The sequence below is a fragment of the Telluria sp. ZT3P39 genome, assembly GCF_059685935.1.
This window is the reverse complement of the sequence record NZ_JCASIH010000001.1, coordinates 163,388-179,829: the sequence shown is the minus strand read 5'-3', so window position 1 is coordinate 179,829 and position 16,442 is coordinate 163,388. Positions and strand designations below refer to the sequence as shown.

General features: G+C 63.4%; 13 protein-coding genes. 5 read left to right on the top strand and 8 right to left on the bottom strand.

What is annotated here, in order from left to right; all coding sequences use genetic code 11:
- Nucleotide 1: 1 nt before the first annotated feature.
- From AC56LR_RS00700 to AC56LR_RS00685, 4 genes are all read right to left on the bottom strand, one after another.
- Nucleotides 2–1,294: an FkbM family methyltransferase gene (locus tag AC56LR_RS00700; RefSeq protein WP_497126350.1), complete on the bottom strand. Its 1,293-nt coding sequence runs from the start codon at nucleotides 1,292–1,294 to the stop codon at nucleotides 2–4.
- The gene (locus AC56LR_RS00695; protein ID WP_497126348.1) at nucleotides 1,291–2,514 is read right to left on the bottom strand and encodes an ABC transporter ATP-binding protein; all 1,224 of its coding nucleotides are present in this window, start codon (nucleotides 2,512–2,514) and stop codon (nucleotides 1,291–1,293) included. The genes AC56LR_RS00700 and AC56LR_RS00695 overlap by 4 nt, the downstream gene beginning before the upstream one ends.
- The gene (locus AC56LR_RS00690; protein ID WP_497126346.1) at nucleotides 2,514–3,314 is read right to left on the bottom strand and encodes an ABC transporter permease; all 801 of its coding nucleotides are present in this window, start codon (nucleotides 3,312–3,314) and stop codon (nucleotides 2,514–2,516) included. The genes AC56LR_RS00695 and AC56LR_RS00690 overlap by 1 nt, the downstream gene beginning before the upstream one ends.
- Before the next feature lie 288 nt (nucleotides 3,315–3,602).
- Nucleotides 3,603–3,920, bottom strand: a complete 318-nt coding sequence (locus AC56LR_RS00685) for a hypothetical protein (RefSeq protein ID WP_497126344.1) — start codon at nucleotides 3,918–3,920, stop codon at nucleotides 3,603–3,605.
- 244 nt (nucleotides 3,921–4,164) lie between these two features.
- Between AC56LR_RS00685 and AC56LR_RS00680 the strand changes: the two genes are divergently transcribed.
- Nucleotides 4,165–4,710: a PEP-CTERM sorting domain-containing protein gene (locus tag AC56LR_RS00680; RefSeq protein WP_497126342.1), complete on the top strand. Its 546-nt coding sequence runs from the start codon at nucleotides 4,165–4,167 to the stop codon at nucleotides 4,708–4,710.
- A 123-nt stretch (nucleotides 4,711–4,833) separates the two neighbouring features.
- Here the strand turns inward: AC56LR_RS00680 and AC56LR_RS00675 are convergent, their stop codons facing one another.
- Genes AC56LR_RS00675 through AC56LR_RS00660 form a run of 4 tightly spaced genes read right to left on the bottom strand, consistent with a single transcriptional unit; the run spans nucleotide 4,834 to nucleotide 9,035 of the window.
- Entirely contained in the window at nucleotides 4,834–5,586 is a 753-nt protein-coding gene (locus AC56LR_RS00675; protein WP_497126340.1) for a Crp/Fnr family transcriptional regulator, read from the bottom strand.
- A 17-nt stretch (nucleotides 5,587–5,603) separates the two neighbouring features.
- On the bottom strand, nucleotides 5,604–5,930 hold the full coding sequence (locus AC56LR_RS00670) for a VanZ family protein (RefSeq protein WP_497126338.1): 327 nt from the start codon (nucleotides 5,928–5,930) through the stop codon (nucleotides 5,604–5,606).
- Between the two features lie 46 nt (nucleotides 5,931–5,976).
- Nucleotides 5,977–7,242 carry a tetratricopeptide repeat protein gene (locus AC56LR_RS00665; RefSeq protein ID WP_497126336.1) on the bottom strand — a complete coding sequence of 422 codons (1,266 nt, stop codon included), beginning with the start codon at nucleotides 7,240–7,242 and terminating at the stop codon, nucleotides 5,977–5,979.
- Entirely contained in the window at nucleotides 7,239–9,035 is a 1,797-nt protein-coding gene (locus tag AC56LR_RS00660) for a CHASE2 domain-containing protein (RefSeq protein WP_497126334.1), read from the bottom strand. Before AC56LR_RS00660 ends, AC56LR_RS00665 begins: the two co-directional genes overlap by 4 nt.
- Before the next feature lie 323 nt (nucleotides 9,036–9,358).
- Between AC56LR_RS00660 and AC56LR_RS00655 the strand changes: the two genes are divergently transcribed.
- The 4 genes from AC56LR_RS00655 to AC56LR_RS00640 all read left to right on the top strand — a co-directional run bounded on the left by AC56LR_RS00655 (nucleotide 9,359) and on the right by AC56LR_RS00640 (nucleotide 16,442).
- Nucleotides 9,359–10,714, top strand: a complete 1,356-nt coding sequence (locus AC56LR_RS00655) for a FecR family protein (protein ID WP_497126332.1) — start codon at nucleotides 9,359–9,361, stop codon at nucleotides 10,712–10,714.
- Between the two features lie 352 nt (nucleotides 10,715–11,066).
- Nucleotides 11,067–13,046: a DUF4214 domain-containing protein gene (locus tag AC56LR_RS00650; RefSeq protein ID WP_497126330.1), complete on the top strand. Its 1,980-nt coding sequence runs from the start codon at nucleotides 11,067–11,069 to the stop codon at nucleotides 13,044–13,046.
- 235 nt (nucleotides 13,047–13,281) lie between these two features.
- Nucleotides 13,282–15,090, top strand: coding sequence for a type I secretion system permease/ATPase (locus AC56LR_RS00645; RefSeq protein ID WP_497126328.1), 1,809 nt, complete (start codon nucleotides 13,282–13,284; stop codon nucleotides 15,088–15,090).
- Nucleotides 15,090–16,442 (top strand): HlyD family type I secretion periplasmic adaptor subunit, encoded by a 1,353-nt coding sequence (locus AC56LR_RS00640; protein ID WP_497126326.1) that lies wholly within the window; start codon nucleotides 15,090–15,092, stop codon nucleotides 16,440–16,442. The genes AC56LR_RS00645 and AC56LR_RS00640 overlap by 1 nt, the downstream gene beginning before the upstream one ends.

Sequence of the window (16,442 nt, the reverse complement as noted above, 5' to 3'; positions counted from 1 at the left end):
TTTAAGCCTTGGTCTCGGGGCGGCCGATGTGGCGGCGGCGCGCCTGTTCCAGGTCGGACAGCACCAGGCGCACCGAGGCCGGCACGCCGCGCAGCTCGTCCGGCACCGGCTTGACGCCTTCCGGCAGCGGTTCTGGGGGCAACTGCTTGAGGGCCGCCAGCGAGGCCTGCACGCGGCGGCCCAGCGGCGGGAAGCGCAGCAGCACCGGGATGATGAGGCGGCGCAGCGCCTCGTTGCGGGTCAGGCGGGTGAGGATGCGGCGCACGAGCTCCGGCCGGCGCAGCGAATGGACCAGGTAGCCGAGCGCGCGCACTGGACGGGTGATCTTCCAGGAGGTGCTGTTGTGGGTGGCAATGACCGTCGTTTCCAGGCTCTTGGCCCAGGCCAGCAGTTTTTCGGCGTTGGCCTGTTCCGCGGCGACCGCCTGCTGCAGCGCGATGATGCTGGCGTCGGCATGCATCTTTTCCTGCGCCAACCGTTCGGCACGGGTCCAGGCCGCATCGAGCTGTTCATGCAGTTCGGCGACACGCTGGCCGGTTTCGGCGGCATGGCGCTCGGATTCGCGCAGGGAGCGCGTCAGTTCCTTCGACGACGCCCACGCCTTGTCGAGGTGGTGCGAAATATAGTCGTCGAACACGTTCGGCTGGATGCCGAAATGCGCCATCAGGTCCGCGTGTTCTTCGGCCACGTAATAGCGGTTCAGGCCATCGAACCAGGCGAAGCGGTAACGCTGGGCCACGACCAGGTGCTCCCAACTGGCGTGGTTGGTGGCGCGGCTGTTCGGCAGGGTCGCTTCGATCACCAGCACCCACGGGCGCCAGCGCGCGAAGTCCATCCCGCGCAGCACTTCACCTTCGAAGCCTTCGACGTCGACTTTCAGGAAGTGGATCTCGCCATCGACGTGCTCTGCGCAGACCGAGGCCAGGGTGCGCACCGGCACCGTCATTTCGGCGACCTCGTGTCCTTCTGACCGGTGCAGCTCGGCCACCGACTCTTCGGGCGAGGCCCAGCCGCGCACGGCCGGTACGTCGTACAAGGTCAGTTCGCCGTCCGCGCTGCCGGCGGCCACCGCCAGGTTGACGTCGCGCGGGCGCTGGTCGAGGAAGGCCTGGTGGAAGCTGGGCAGCGGCTCGATGCTGATGCCGCGCCAGCCGGCGTCGTAGAAGGCCTTGGTCACCGAATGCTCTTCGGGATCGTTGGCGCCGACGTCGATGTAGAAGCCGTTTTTCACGTGGCCGAGCACGCGCCACAGCAGCACGTCCTCGAGGTTCTGGGCGTAGGAAATCAATGTCATGTGCGTTGGATGTCGATGGCCGGGTCGAGCCAGGCCGAACCCTCGAAGTGCGGGCGGCGCATGTTCATCACGGTGAACACCAGGGCCAGGTCGCGCCACTCGTAGTTGTTCACCAGGTGGGTCTCGGTGCTGACGATCGCGGTCGCGACCGAATAGGTGCCGGGGCCGAGGTTCATCGGAAAGGCGAAGCGGTAGACCACTTCTTCGCCGGCGCCCACGGCCTCCAGCGGCAGTCCCTTGAGGTGGGTATTGGTGCCGTACATCGGCTGGCCGAGGCGGTCCTTGATCATATAGCCGAGCACCATGCGCGGGATCGCGGCCTTGGCCTGCACCCGCACTTCCAGCGTCACGGCGGCGCCGACATCGACCACTTCGACCCGCGCTCCCGTCTCGTCGATCAGCGCGATGTCGGAAACGGTGGCTTCGCCGGTGCCGGACACCGTCTGCACCTTGCCGCCGGAGGTGCCGTTCAGGCGCACGGTCTCGTTTTCGCGCTCGGCGATCATGGCGTTGTAGTAGTCCATGATTTCTTCCGGCCGGCCTTCCTTGGCCAGGCGCCCGCCGTCGAGCAGGATGGCGCGGTCGCACACCGACTGGATCGCCTGCTTGTCGTGCGAGACCAGCAGCAGGGTGGTGCCCTCCTTGCGGAACTGGCGGATGCGGTCGAAACTCTTGTGCTGGAAATAGGCGTCGCCCACCGACAGCGCTTCGTCCACGATCAGGATGTCCGGGCGGCGCGCGGTGGCGACCGAAAAGGCCACCCGCATCTGCATGCCGCTCGAGTAGACGCGCACCGGCTGGTCCATGTACTCGCCGATGCCGGCAAAATCCTCGATCTGCGGCATCAGCGCCGTGATCTCGGGCACGGTCATGCCCAGCAGCTGGCCGGCCATGTAGACGTTCTGGCGGCCGGTGAAATCGGGATGGAAGCCCATGCCCAACTCCAGCAACGCCGCCACGCGGCCCTGCATCGCCACCGTGCCGGTGGTCGGCTGGGTGGTGCCGGTGATGAGCTTGAGCAGGGTGCTCTTGCCCGCCCCGTTGATGCCGATCAGGCCCACCGCTTCGCCGGGCGCGACCTGGAAGCTGATGTCGGTCAGCACCCATTTGAGCTTGTGGCGCGGGCCGCGCATCGGCAGCAGCCATTCGCCCAGGCGCGACCAGCGCGTCGGGTACTGCTTGTAGGCCTTGCCCAGCTTGGAGACGACGATCGTGCCCATCAGAGTTCGTCCACCATCTCGCCCGAGCGCTTGCGGAACAGGCGCATGCCGAGGATGCACAGCAGCAGCGCCATCAGGGCTGCGGGAATCAGGGAATTCCAGTCGGGCAGCCGGCCTTCGACCAGGATCTGCTGGTGCGCCTGCACCACGGCGGCCATCGGGTTGTAGACCAGCACCGGCCGCACCGCTTCCGGCAGGATGCTGGCCGGGTAGACGATGGGCGTGAGCCAAAACCAGAATTGCATGGCGATGGTGACGAACTGGCCGACGTCGCGGAAGAACACGTTCAGGATGCCGCTGACCATGCCCAGGCCGATGGCCAACAGGATCTGCAGCAGCAGGACCGGGACGATGGCAAAGAACACGAGGCCCGGGAAGTTGCCGGTCGCGATCAGGAAGACGGCGAACAGCCCGAAGATGATGCCGAAATTGACCAGCGCATTGAGCACGACGATCAGCGGCAGGCAGATGCGCGGGAAGCTGATCTTCTTGATCAGGTTGGCCTGCTCGAGGAACATGTTCTGGCCGCGCGCGACGATCTCGGCGAACAGGCCCCAGGTCAGGATGCCGGCGCACAGGTAGATCGAATAGGCCGCGCCGGAGTCGTTGCCGGGCAGCTTGGCACGCATGACCTCGGAAAAGATCACGGTGTAGACGAGGATCATCGCGAGCGGACTCAGCACGGACCAGACGGCGCCGAGCATGGCGTTCACGTATTTCGACTGGAATTCGCGCTTGACGCTGCCCAGCACGAAACCGCGGTAGGCCCACAGGCCTCGCAGCATCAGGGGCGAGATCATGAGGCGGCCCGTGCTGGCAGCGCCCCGGTCGGGTGCGTCAGGGTTGTGGTCATGTGGAATGGCTGAGCCGGATGAGCCCGAAATTATACTTCATCCAACAGCCGCTCCGTTGTTACAGATGTAACATCTTGTCGTAAGTCAATAAGAAGTTGTCACGGAGGTGTAGCAGGCAGACGCGCGGGGGGAGCTCGTCTATACGTAGGGTGGGCGAGTCCCTCGCCCGCGCGTTCAAATCACGGTCGAATTGAGGCGCTGGCCTTTCATGCACTGGTTTTACGCCCTCCCTGCTCAACTACCCAAATTGGTAAAAATCCCCACCGCCAGCTCCGCCCACACATACACGAACGCCAGCGCAATCGCCCCACCCACAAGCACGCGCTGCTTCGCCGACTTCACCTTGCGCGACGCAAACACAAACGCCAGCCCGGTCACCATCAGCAAGATACCCATCACGACGAAATCCGAGACGGTCCAGTCGACTTCACCGGTGAACTGCATCGCCACCAGCGGAATCATCAGCACGGCGGCGGTCGCCGCGACGACGTAGGAGATGCTTTTTCCGAGGCTGCGCTTCGTGTCGAGGCTGTTGCCGGTCAGGGTGCTCATGGTGGTCTCCGAGGGGGGCGAGGAAGCCGGCAGGCGGGCGGGCATGCCACAAATGTATCACGCGTCGTCCAGTGCCGCCACTGGCGCAGCAGGCTGCGAGGGTAGTGATCGCACACCGGCATGTGGTGTCGATATTCTTTACAGGAAAAATTAGTTTAATTTGAACATTGTTTAAAATCAGCAACTTATAGTGCTGGCACGTTACGTGCTTAGTTCCTGCCATAAACAATTAAAAGGGATGAACATGAAACGCTTTCTCACCACCGCAGTCCTGGCCCTTTGCGTCAGTGCCGGCGCTACCGCCGCACCAGTTGTCGGCAATACCTACCTCGACGCGAACAACCAATCGTGGAAATACATCGGCATGTTCAACGTCGCCGGTGGCCCAAGCTGGCAGACCAATGGCGTGACCTATAACGGCATCGAAGCGGCAACGCTGGTGTTCGGCGCCGTTGCCCCAGGCAGCGCGTATGCCATCAGCACCGTCGACAATTTCGTTAACCACCTCGCGTGGTACGACGGTTATGGCCAGATCAACCACCTGAACAATGGCGGCGGCAATGTCGGCCTGGGTGAGAACATCAACGAAGACCTCGACGGCAACGGTTACAGCTACGGTGGCCAAGGCAATGGCGACTGGTCTGCCTACATCCGCGACCACGTCGGCAATGCCTCCACCTCGAACAATTACGTCTTCACCCGCCAGTCGGACGTACCGGAGCCGGCAACGATCGCCCTGACCCTGCTGGGCGTCGCGGCAATCGGCGCCAGCCGCCGCAAGAAGGCCTGATAGCCGGTGGCGCGGCCATCCCGGCGCGGCCGGGATGGCTGGCGTCGGCCTGCATCGGTTCGTTGCCGATCTGAAGGCCTGATCGTTTTTCCTGCCGGGCCGCCCGACGCGGCGACCCGGACATCACCCCCCCTGCACCAGCCTCTGCAAAGCATCCGGATCCAGAATGATCAAGCGGTGCGCATCCTTCTGCACCACCCCCTGCTGCACCAGCGTCAACAGCGCCCGCGTCACCGTTTCGCGGCTGGTATTGATCATGTTCGCGATATCCTGGTGGGTCGGCAGGTTCTCCACCACGCGGGTGCCGTCCGGCCCCGGGGTGTGCTGCATCAGCGCGATATAGGTGAAGATGCGGCGGGTCGTGTTGTTGATGCTGAGCAGGGCGCGGAATTCGGAATCGCGCTGGATCTTCTGCGCCAGGTGGCCCAGCATCTTGCGCGCCACCGAGGGCGAATGCGAGAACAGGTGCAGCGCGACCGTGGCCGGCAAGAAGGCCACCAGCACTTCGGTGGTCGCCACCACCGAGGCCGAGCGGGTCGAATCGTTGATCAGGGCGATTTCGCCGAAGAAGTCGCCGGCCGACAGCATGCGCAGGCCGACCGAGCGGCCGTCTTCCGTTACGTCCACCACCTGCAGGTGGCCCGACAGCAGGAACAGCAGGCCGTCGCCGCTGCCGCCCTTGTGCAGCACCACCGACCGCTTGGGGTAGTGGCGGAAGCGCAATTCGCCGCGCACCTGCAGGATTTCCTCGTCCGTCAGCTCGGACAGCAGCGGAATCTTGCGCAGGTGGATCTGGACCTGGCGTTCCTGGACCTCCTGCGGTGCGGGCGGTTCGGGTTGGTCACGGCGCTGGGGAAGCTTGGCGGAAGAACTCATCGATGGGTCAGGTTTCGTCAAAAATGCCCGATGGCGAAGGCGGGGAGGGCGACAAAGGCGATACCGGCCGCGTTGGCGGCCAGGTCGCGCCAGCAAAAGCGCCGGTCGGGCACCAGGCCTTGCAGGCATTCGAGCAGCCAGCCGCCGACCAGCAGGCCGGCCAGCCACCAGGCGGTTTCGACGCGTCCCTGGGCGACCCGCAGGGCCAGCACGGTGAGCAGGGCAAAGGCGGCGAAATGCAGCAACTTGTCGTTGGGCAATGGGGGTAGCCAGCGGTTGGGCACCAGGCAGCCGGCCCCGAGCCCGGCCGCGGCGCAGGCAAACACGATCACATCTGGGGCCATCGGCAATGCTTCCCTTTCATTGAAACCAGCGGCGGCAAGGCTGGAATCAAGGGTATTGCCATTGCCAACTCAGCTGTAGCTGACGGTTATTGTACTGAAAGATGCTGATGTTTTCCCGGTTGCGGACCATGCGTCCCTCTAGCGCAACAGTCTGGTTCTTGGCAAGCTGCCAGGTCAGGGCCGCGCGCAGCACCTGGGTGCGCTGGGCGCGGACCTGGCCGATCAGCAGTTCGGGCGAGTAGGGCGAGGCGCTGTCCCACTGCTGGCGTGTCCAGGCCAGCTCGCCGCTGGTGTCCCAGCCGAGCGGCCGGCGCAGCGTCAGCGTCAGGTAATTGCCATGGCGGTTGCCGCCCGGACGGTCGCTGCGCGCGCGGTCGCTCAGCAGGCCGAAGGTGGCGCTGGTGGAGAGCAGGCCGGCCTGGTGGGCCAGCAGCGCACGCGCCTCCAGCACGTCGGAGTCGAAGGTGCGCAGGGTCAGGTATTCGGTATGGGTGGCGCTGGCGGTCAGGTAGAGCTGGGTATTGGAGGGCAGCGGCAGCGGCGGGGCTACCCTTGCCTGCGCCTGGGCCTGCTTCTGGTAGAGCCGGCCGCCCATGGTCGTCACGCCCAGTGAGCCCGTGGTGCGCAGGGTCCAGGCGCCGAAGCGCCATGGCGATTCGATGCCGCCATACAGCGCGCCGGTGTCGTAGGCGCGCATGCTGTCGTAGCGGCGCTGCTGGAATTGCAGGAAACCGAGGCTGCCGTTGCTGCCCAGCGCGCGCACGTAGTCGGCGCCCAGCACGGTGTAGCCGTCGCGCTTGGGCAGGAAGTCTTCCAGCAGCGGCAGTTCGACGTCGCCGTTCGGGCCGGTGACGATGAAGGTCGAATTGCTGGCGCCCTGGTTGACGTTGTCGTCGATGCCACGGCCGAAATTGATGCCGGCCGAGCTGGCCGGGGCCACCGGCTTGCAGCCGCTGTCGCGCGCTTCGCCGATCAGCTCCAGGATTTCGCGGGTCGGCGAAAAACGGGTCTCGATGGTGGCGAACAGGCGTTCTGCCTCGTCCGCATTGCCCAGGCTGCACTGGATCAGCGCCAGGTCGATCAGCGCGCCGGCGTGCTGGGGGGCCTGTTCGATCAGGCGCGCCAGGGTTTGCGAGGCGTCGGTCTTGCGGCCTTCGGCCAGCGACTGCAGCGCGTTCTGGTAAAGCGCGTCCTGGTGCGCACCGGCGGCGTTTTCCGATGGCGTATCGGTGCCGATGTCCTGGGCCGGCGCCAATGCCGGCGCCCAGGCCAGCAAGCCGGCGAGAAGATGAACGGGAAACCGCGGCATCATGCGAGCGGCCCTGGTGCGGCAGCCGCTGCCGCCTGGGGCGTGGCCGGATGGTTCATGCTGGAATCGAAGGTATACAAAGGCGTTGGTTTTTCTTTACCGCGCAGCAGGCGCTCGCCCAGGGCGAGGAAACGGTGCCGGCGCGCACGTTCGACGGCGCCGGGGCCGATGATGACGTTGTGGGGGAAATCGCGGGCGACCTGCTCGAGCCGGGCCGCCGTGTTGACGCTGTCGCCAACCGCAGTATAGATGCTTCTGAAGCTGGTGCCAAAGTCGCCGGCCATCGCGATCCCGCTTTCGATGCCGATCCGCACACGCAGCGGCTTGAAACCGGCGCGTTCGCGCCGGCGGCTCAGGGCGGCCACCCGGCGCGTGATGGCCTGGGCGGCGTCCAGCGCCAGGTCGGCATGCTGCTCCATCGGCAGCGGCGCACCCCAGAAGGCCATCATGCCGTCGCCGGTGTATTTGTCGAGGGTGCCCTGGTGGTCGATCACGGGACCGGTCAGGCAGTCGAGGAAGTCGCGCGTGAGTTGCGCCGCCTCGGCCACCGGCAGGGTCTCCACCTGGCCGGTATAGCCTTCCATGTCCGCCACCAGCGTGGTCACGTCGCGCTGGCGTGGGCGTAGCGGGTCTTCTTCTTCGCTGCGCAGCAATTCCTCGACCACGGCCGGGGCCACGTACTGGCGCAGCGTCTGCAGCAGGTGGCGCGAGCGTCCTTGCGCCACCTGCCACTGGTAGGGCACCGCCACCGCCAGCAGGAACAGATTGGTGGCCAGCGGCCCCACCGGGGCGAAATCCGGGTCGTGGGCGCTCACCACATAGGCCAGCGCCAGCCACACCGCCGATCCAACGGCAAGCAGTCCGACGCTGGCGGCGGCCGACAGGCGCGGGAACAGCAGCATGCAGGCCACGACCGAAACCAGCGCGTACAGGCAGGCGATCAGGCGCCCGGGCCAGGGCGCAGGCAGCTTGCCTTCCTGGCGGTCGAGCAGGGCGGACAGGATCGTCGCCTGCACGCCCAGGCCCGGGCGGCTGGCCGCCAGCGGGGTCTCGACCCGGTCGGCCATGCCCAGCGACGAGGAGCCGACGATTACCAGGCGCCTGGCCGCACTGGCGGGCACGATGCGCTGGGCCAGGATGTCGGCCGCGCTCACCACGGTGTATGCCGACCAGTCGCGCCGGTAGGGTACGCGCATCAAGCCAGTGTCCTCGATTTGCAAGGGACCCTTGCCCGCGCAGCAGTTCACCAGGGCCAGCGCCAGCGCCGGATAGTGGCGGCCATCGAACCGGGTGACGAGCGGCACGCGCCGCAGGGCGCCATCGGGGTCGGGGATGAAACCGATTGCGCCGATGTGCGGCGCCTCGGCCAGGGCAGGGTAGTTGCCGACGTAGCCGGTGGCGGGAATGCCGCTCTTATATAGTGTGGTGGCGCCGCCCAGGCGCCCGTCGCGCACCCGCTGCTGGGCGAAGTCGAAGGCCTGGGCCGGCACCACCGGGCCATGCCGGGCCAGCAGGGCCAGGCGCATGTCCCCTGGCGTGCCGCTGGCGGATGGCAGCACGATGTCGAGGGCGACCCCGCGCGCGCTGTATTCAGTCAGGAGGATCTCGACCAGGTGGGCCAGGCGCTCACGGGGCCATGGCCAGGGGCCGAGTTCGGTCAGCGAGGCCTCGTCGATGTCGACCACCAGGATGCGGGGTTCGGGCGTATCGCTGACTTGCATGCGCAGGAAAGCGTCGCGCAGGCGCTCGTTGGGCAAAAACAACAAATCAACGCCCGTGCGCGCGGCGTTTGCCATGCCGTTGCTTGGCAACGACAGTTGCGCCAGGTTTCCATACTGCGACCACAGGGTCACCAGGAAGGCCAGCGTAGCAATGACCCAGCGTCCGCGGGGTCGGGCTTGTGATCTCGGTTCAGCCACGCGCAGCAGTGTACAGGCGTACTTTCAGTTAAACGAATAGGGCAGTATAACGCGCGTAGTTGCTGCTGTGCATTGTTTTAATTGAACTACTACGAAATGTAATACTTTGGAACGAGCCCATCCTTTCCGATAAAATGTGACAGTCATCACAGAACCGCCTGCTGCCCGCACGGTACATTGGAAGGAAAAGGGGAATCATCTTGCAAAAACTATTACTTACTGCGCTGCTCGTCGGCGCGGCGCATGCGGCCCATGCGGCCGATGCGGGCAAGATCATCTTCGTTGCCGGCAATGCCAAGGCGGGCGAGGCCTCGGCGCGCGAAGGCGCGGCGGTAGCCGAAGGCCAGATGCTCAGCACGGGCGCCGACGGCTTCATCTATGTGAAGACGGTCGACAACGGCCTGTTCATCCTGCGCCCGAACACCAGGGCGCGGATCGTCACCTACCACATCGACCAGAAGAACCCGGCCAACACCCGCATCAAGCTCGAGTTGCTCAGCGGTGTCGCGCGCAGCAAGTCGGGCGAGGCGGTGAAACTGGCGCGCCAGAACTTCCGTTTCAATACCCCGGTGGCGGCGATCGGCGTGCGCGGCACCGATTTTACCGTCTTCACCAATGACGACACCTCGCGCGTGGCCGTGATTTCCGGCGGCGTGGTGGTCAGCGGCTTTTCCGGAGGCTGCCGCCCGGATGGCGCCGGTCCCTGCGAAGGCGAGGCCAGCCGCGAGCTGAGCGCCGCCCAGCGTGGACAGCTGGTGCAGGTGCAGCGCGGCCAGGCTGCCCAGGTCTTGCAGAGCAGCCCCTTGTCGCCGGACCAGGTCTCGCCGCCGCGCGGGGACGAGCCGCTGGCCAAGAGCGTGACCGGGGCCAGCTCGGCGCAAGCCAGCGCCAGCGTGGAAGCAATGAAAAGCGCCGGCTTGAATTCCGCTATTGAAAAGCTGGCGATCGCCAACCCCGCCCCGCCAGCACCACCTGCTCCACCGGTCCCGCCCGGGGTGCCCGTGCCACCGCAGCTGGTCGAGGTGGGTCCAGATTTGCCGGAGCGCACCGCAATCTGGGGACGCTGGCAAACGGTCATGAATCGCTACGCCAGTATTAATTTCTCAGAACTTGGGAAAAGCAACGAATTGCTGGGGCTATACGGCTATTTCGCGCTATTCCGCTCGTCTGGTAAGGATTATGTCGCGCCGAATAACGGTACGGTAGGATTTGGATTGCGTGGCAGCGAAGCTTATGTAACAACCGAATATGGCTTCGGCAGTACCGTCGTCGCACCGGCGACCTTATCCAACGGCAGGCTTACGATCGATTTCGGTGCCCGTACCTTCGAGACAGGCATGGATGTTACTACCTTCACCGACGAGGTCGTCCGCATCCGCTCCGACGGCACCGTCACCGGCGACGGCCGCATGTTCGGCAATGACGCAGGAGGGCGCCATGGCGTGGTCAATCTTCATGGCCTGCTGTCGAACGAGCGCGGCGGTACTGCCGCCACTATTTTCGAAGGCCGACTGGACAACACCAGGACGGTGAATGGCGCAGCCACCTGGCGTTGAGCGTATTGACGGTTCCCGCTAAAAACCCCGGCTGGTCCGGGGTTTTTGTTTGCTTCGAATCACAGTTATTTACATTAATGAATGTGCAAGCGGTCTATATGTAATAGCAAGCAAATTGACTCTTTTTTTGTAAAATCTTTAATAAATTTCATTTGTAACGCGTAGATTCTGGTCGAATTGTATGGATTTTGTCGATTTATGAAAAAACTTTGTCGGGAATGTGATGGTCGTCACATATTGGCCGGCTGCCTTCTGTCATGATGCGGTCCGTTGGGCTTACAGGTGTGAAATCTGCACTCTGCAACTTTGATTCAACACTCGATCGATCGAACTTTCTTTTTTGGAGCAATACATGGCAATCGTCACCGCACACGTTCAGGCTGTTCAGCAACTGTACGTCGCTTATTTCAACCGTCCGGCTGACTACGCTGGCCTGGACTACTGGACCAACGTTGTCGCAGCTCAAAAAGGCTCGACCACCGCTGTGTCGGCTGCTTTCGCTGCCGAAGCAGAATACAAGACTGCCTTCGCAGGCATGACCAACGCACAGATCGTCAATCAGGTGTACCAGAACCTGTTCGGCCGCGCTGCTGAGACCGCTGGCCAAACCTACTGGGCTGACCTGATGACCTCGGGCAAGATCACCATCGACAAAGTCGTCGCTGAAATCGCCAAGGGTGCACTGACCACCGACGCAGAAGCCTATGAAAACAAGGTTTCGGGCGCAAGCGCCTTCACCGCCCAGCTGGATACGGTTGCTGAACAGAACGGTTACCGCGGCGCCGACGCGAACGCCCAGGCTAAAGCATTCATCACCAGCATCACCACCGACGCATCGCTGGAAGCAGCTGTTGCTCCTGTGGCCCTGGCCACCACGGTGACCAAGGTCGTCGCCGCCGGTACCCCATTCACCGTCGTAGGCGCCCTGCAAAGCCTGGACGCTGCAGTCGCGGCCAAAGCGTCGTTCCTGGTCACCGCTGACGGCGACGGCAAAGCTACCACCAGCGCCACCGATCTGACGCTGAAAGCGTCGGTCGATGCAGCTGCCCTGAAGGTCAAGGAGCTGCTGGGTACGCCAGCTGCTGGCGACGCCATCGAAACCATCTACGCCGACGGTTCGGCTGCAGTCAAGGCCGCCATCATCGCCGACCAGCAAGCCGCCAACGCCAAAGCCCTGGCCGACGCGCAAACTGCCGCCAACACCGCCAACGGCAATGTCGCCAAGGTCGCTGGCCTGCAGTCGGCAATCGCTAACGCAGCCGCTGCCGTGACCGCAGAAACCGCCGCCAAGGCAACCCAGAAGGCCGCCGGCATCGATCTGGCAACCAAGCTGGCGACCTACAATGCAACCAACGGCGCTAGCGCGACCGTTGCTGCCGACGGTACCGTCACCGGCCTGATCGCCCTGAACAGCAGCGGCGCACTGGTGCTGGCATCGGGCGTGACCGAAACCTCGAAGCCAGGTGTGACCGCGCTGCTGAACGCATCGATCGCCCAGGAAGCCGCTGACGCGAGCGTGATCAAGGCAGGCAACTTGGTGACCGTGACCCAGAACACCGTCGACTACCTGGACACCACCAGCGCCGAGAAGACCGAACTGACCGACCTGAAGGCGCAGTTCGTCGATGTCACGGTCGCTGCTGGCGCACTGCCGACCGAAGCCCAGATCGCCGAGCAACTGGCCATCTTCAAGGCCAAGGACACCACCACCTCGAGCACCTTCGAAACCTTTGAAGCTGCCGTGAACGCGTTCTACGCACAGACCGACGCTGGCGACAACCCGCTGGTCGAAGCAATGACTGCCGCCACCGCAGCAGTGACCACCGCGAACACCAACATCAAGAACTTCAACGATGCCCTGGCAGCACTGGCCAAGGCTGAAGCCCTGGTCGTGCAGAGCGATGCACTGCAAGTGGCCGTGACTGCCGCCAACAACGCCTTTACCACCCGTAACTACGTCATCAACAACGTTGATACCGCGTCGGAAATCGGTTCGTCGTCGTCGGACATCTTCAAGGCAGTTGGCGCGGATGGCAAGCTGATCACCACTGTCAACGCGGAAATCAACCTGTTCAACCTGCAGGGCGTCGACCAGCTGTTCATCGGCTCGGCCTACACCCTGAACCGTGGCGCACTGACCACCGGTAACAACGCTGTCCTGGAAGCCTTCGTGACCCAGAGCGGTTCCAACACCGTGATCTCGCTGGAGAAGTCGGTGTTCGGTTCGAGCGCTGCTACCCCGGAAGTCGTCACCATTACCCTGATCGGCGTGGACGCAACCACCATCCAGCTGAACAACGGCATCATCACCTCGGTCGCTCCGACCGTCTAAGTAAGCTGCCTGGGCAACCAGGCTGATTACTGAAGAGCAAAACCCCGTCTTCGAAAGAAGGCGGGGTTTTTACATTCCGACGCAGCTTTGCCACAATTGCGTTACTACAGTAACAATTAAATGTGACGTGCGTCACAAATTCTAAGCATTTTCGTTCATAATATGAGAGCATTCAATTTCCAACAAGAAGTACTTCGAGTAGTAATCACTGCGCTTCCAAGCCACCGTAGACCATATGACCAAATTCCTGGATCCACAAACTGAAATCGGCCGTGCCCTCCTGGCGTTCAAGCAGACGTTCTGGACCATTGGCGTCTTCAGCGCCATCATCAACCTGATGATGCTCGTGCCTTCCCTCTATATGCTCCAGGTCTATGACCGGGTGCTGGCCAGCCGCAACGAGATTACCCTGCTGATGCTGACCTTGCTGATGCTGGGCGCTTACCTATTCATGGGGGGGCTGGAGCTGATTCGTTCCTTCGTACTGGTGCGTGTCGGGGCGCGATTCGACATGATGCTCAACAAGCGTGTCTACACTGCCTCGTTCGAACAGAACCTGAAGCAGGCTGGCGGTAATGCCGGTCAGACCCTGAACGACCTGACCAACCTGCGCCAGTTTCTCACCGGGAATGCCTTGTTCGCCTTCTTCGACGCGCCGTGGTTCCCGATCTATCTGTTCGTGATCTTCATGTTCCAGCCTTCGCTGGGCCTGTTCGCCCTGTGCGGCACCATCATCCTAGTGATCCTCGCCTATGTGAACGAGCGAGTGACCAAGAATCCGCTGTCCGAAGCCAATACGATGGCGATCTCCGCCAGCACCCTGGCGACCAACAACCTGCGCAATGCCGAGGTGATCGAGTCGATGGGCATGTTGCCCAACCTGATCGGGCGCTGGTTCAAACTGCACGGCAAGTTCTTGAATTTGCAGGCGGAAGCGAGCCAGAAGGCCGGCACCATTGGTGCCGTTACCAAATTCTTCCAGACCGCCTTGCAGTCGCTGGTACTCGGCTTCGGCGCCTTGCTGGTCCTCGAAAACAAGATTACGCCGGGCATGATGATTGCCGCTTCAATCCTAGTGGGCCGTACGCTGGCGCCGGTGCAGCAGGTGATCGGCGTCTGGAAGAGCTGGGCGAGCACGCGCAGCGCTTTCGACCGCCTGACCAAGCTGCTGGAAGCCAATCCTGCACGCCCGGCCGGCATGGCGCTGCCTGCACCGCAGGGCCAGCTGGTGCTGGAAGGTGTCACTGCCTCGCCACCGGGGATGCGCAATCCAGTGGTGAGGAACGTGTCTTTCGGCATCAATCCTGGCGACGTGCTGGGCGTGATCGGCCCTAGCGGTTCCGGCAAGTCGACCCTGGCTCGCCTGCTGGTCGGTGTCTGGCCTGCCATGATGGGCAAGGTGCGCCTGGATGGCGCCGACATCTACAGCTGGAACAAGGCCGAGCTCGGTCCTTATATGGGCTACCTGCCGCAAGACATCGAGTTGTTCAGCGGCACCGTGAGCGAAAACATTGCCCGCTTTGGCGACGTGGATCCGGAAAAGGTCGTGCAGGCGGCCAAGCGCGCAGGTGTGCACGACATGATCCTGCATTTCCCGGAAGGTTACGATACGCGCCTGGGAGACGGCGGCGCGGGCCTGTCGGGTGGGCAGAAGCAGCGCTTGGGCCTGGCGCGCGCCATGTATGGCGATCCGTCGCTGATCGTGCTCGACGAGCCGAATTCGAACCTGGACGAAGCCGGCGAAGCGGCGCTGACTGCTGCCGTGAGCGACCTGCGCCAGCGCGGTAAGACGATTGTCCTCATTACCCACCGTCCAAGTGCGATCGGCATCACCACCAAGCTGCTCTTGATGCGTGAAGGCGCCGTCCATATGTTCGGCCCGACCGCGCAAGTGCTGGCGGCCCTGCAGGAAGCCAATGCCAAGGCCTTGCAGGCTGCGCAGGTGCAGGCGGCCCAGGCCGCCCAGGCCGCGGCCGCCGGCAAGCCGCAGCCAGAAAGCGCCCAGGAAACGCAGTCGGAAGTTACTAGCGGAGAGACCAAATAATGAAGTTGTTGAAGAACCAAGCAACCGAGGTTGTTGCCCATGACGCCTCGCCCCTGGAAGTGAACACCGATGCGCGTGCGTTCAGCCGGCTCGGCTGGATCATCGTCCTGGTCGGTGTCGGCGGGTTCCTGCTGTGGGCCTTGCTGGCGCCGCTGGACAAGGGCGTGCCCTTGAGCGGCACCGTGGCCAAGGAATCGAATCGCCAGGCGGTGCAGCACCAGTCCGGCGGTACCGTCCAGGAACTGCTGGTGCGTAATGGCGACGTGGTCAAGGCCGGCCAGACCCTGGTGCGCATGAATTCGGTGATGGCCAAGTCTGGCGTGCAAGCGACCGAGAGCCAGTACCTGGCTGCGCTTGCAGCCGAAGCGCGCCTGTCGGCCGAGCGCGATGGACGCAAGCAGATCACCTTCCCTCCGGAGCTGGAAAAGCGCCGCAACGAACCACAGGTTGCTGACCTGATCAGCCTGCAAAATGCGCTGCTGTCGTCGCGCCAGGCCTCGCTGCAAAGCGAAATCGGTGCGCTGGACGAAAGCATTGCCGGCTTGAAGCTGCAAATTCGCGGTCTGGAAGAATCGCGCAACAGCAAGAAGGAGCAAGTCGCCTTCCTGAAAGAGCAGCTGGGCGGTATGCGTGACCTGGCCAAGGAAGGTTATGTCGCGCGAAACCGCCTCCTCGAACTGGAACGTACCTATGCGCAGCTGGGCGGATCGATTTCCGAGGACATCGGCAATATCGGGCGCTCGCAGCGCCAGGTGACCGAGCTTACTCTGCGAAAAATGCAGCGCATGCAAGACTACCAGAAGGAAGTGCGCACCCAGCTGTCGGATGTGCAACGCGAGGCCCAGGGCCAGGGCGCGCGCCTGCAGGCGCAGAACTTCGAGCTGTCGAATGTCGAAGTCAAGTCGCCGGCTGACGGCACTGTCGTCAACCTGGCCGTCTTCACCAACGGCGGCGTGGTCGCGCCGGGCTTCAAGATGATGGATATCGTACCGACCAACGATGCGCTCGTGGTCGAAGGCCAGCTGCCGACCAACCTGGTGGACAAGGTGTATGCCGGACTGAAGGTCGAACTGATGTTCTCGGCCTTTAATACTAACCGCACGCCGCATATCGAAGGCGAAGTCGTGAGCGTAGCGGCCGACCGTAACGTGGAGGAGCGTACCGGCATGCCGTATTACGTCGTGCATGTAAAGGTAACTCCGGCAGGCACCAGGAAAATTGCCCAGCACAAGATGGACATCCGGCCGGGCATGCCCGTGGAATTGTTCGTCAAGACCGGCGAGCGCACCATGATGAACTATCTGCTCAAGCCGCTGATGGACCGTGCCCAGACGTCGATGAGCGAGGACTGA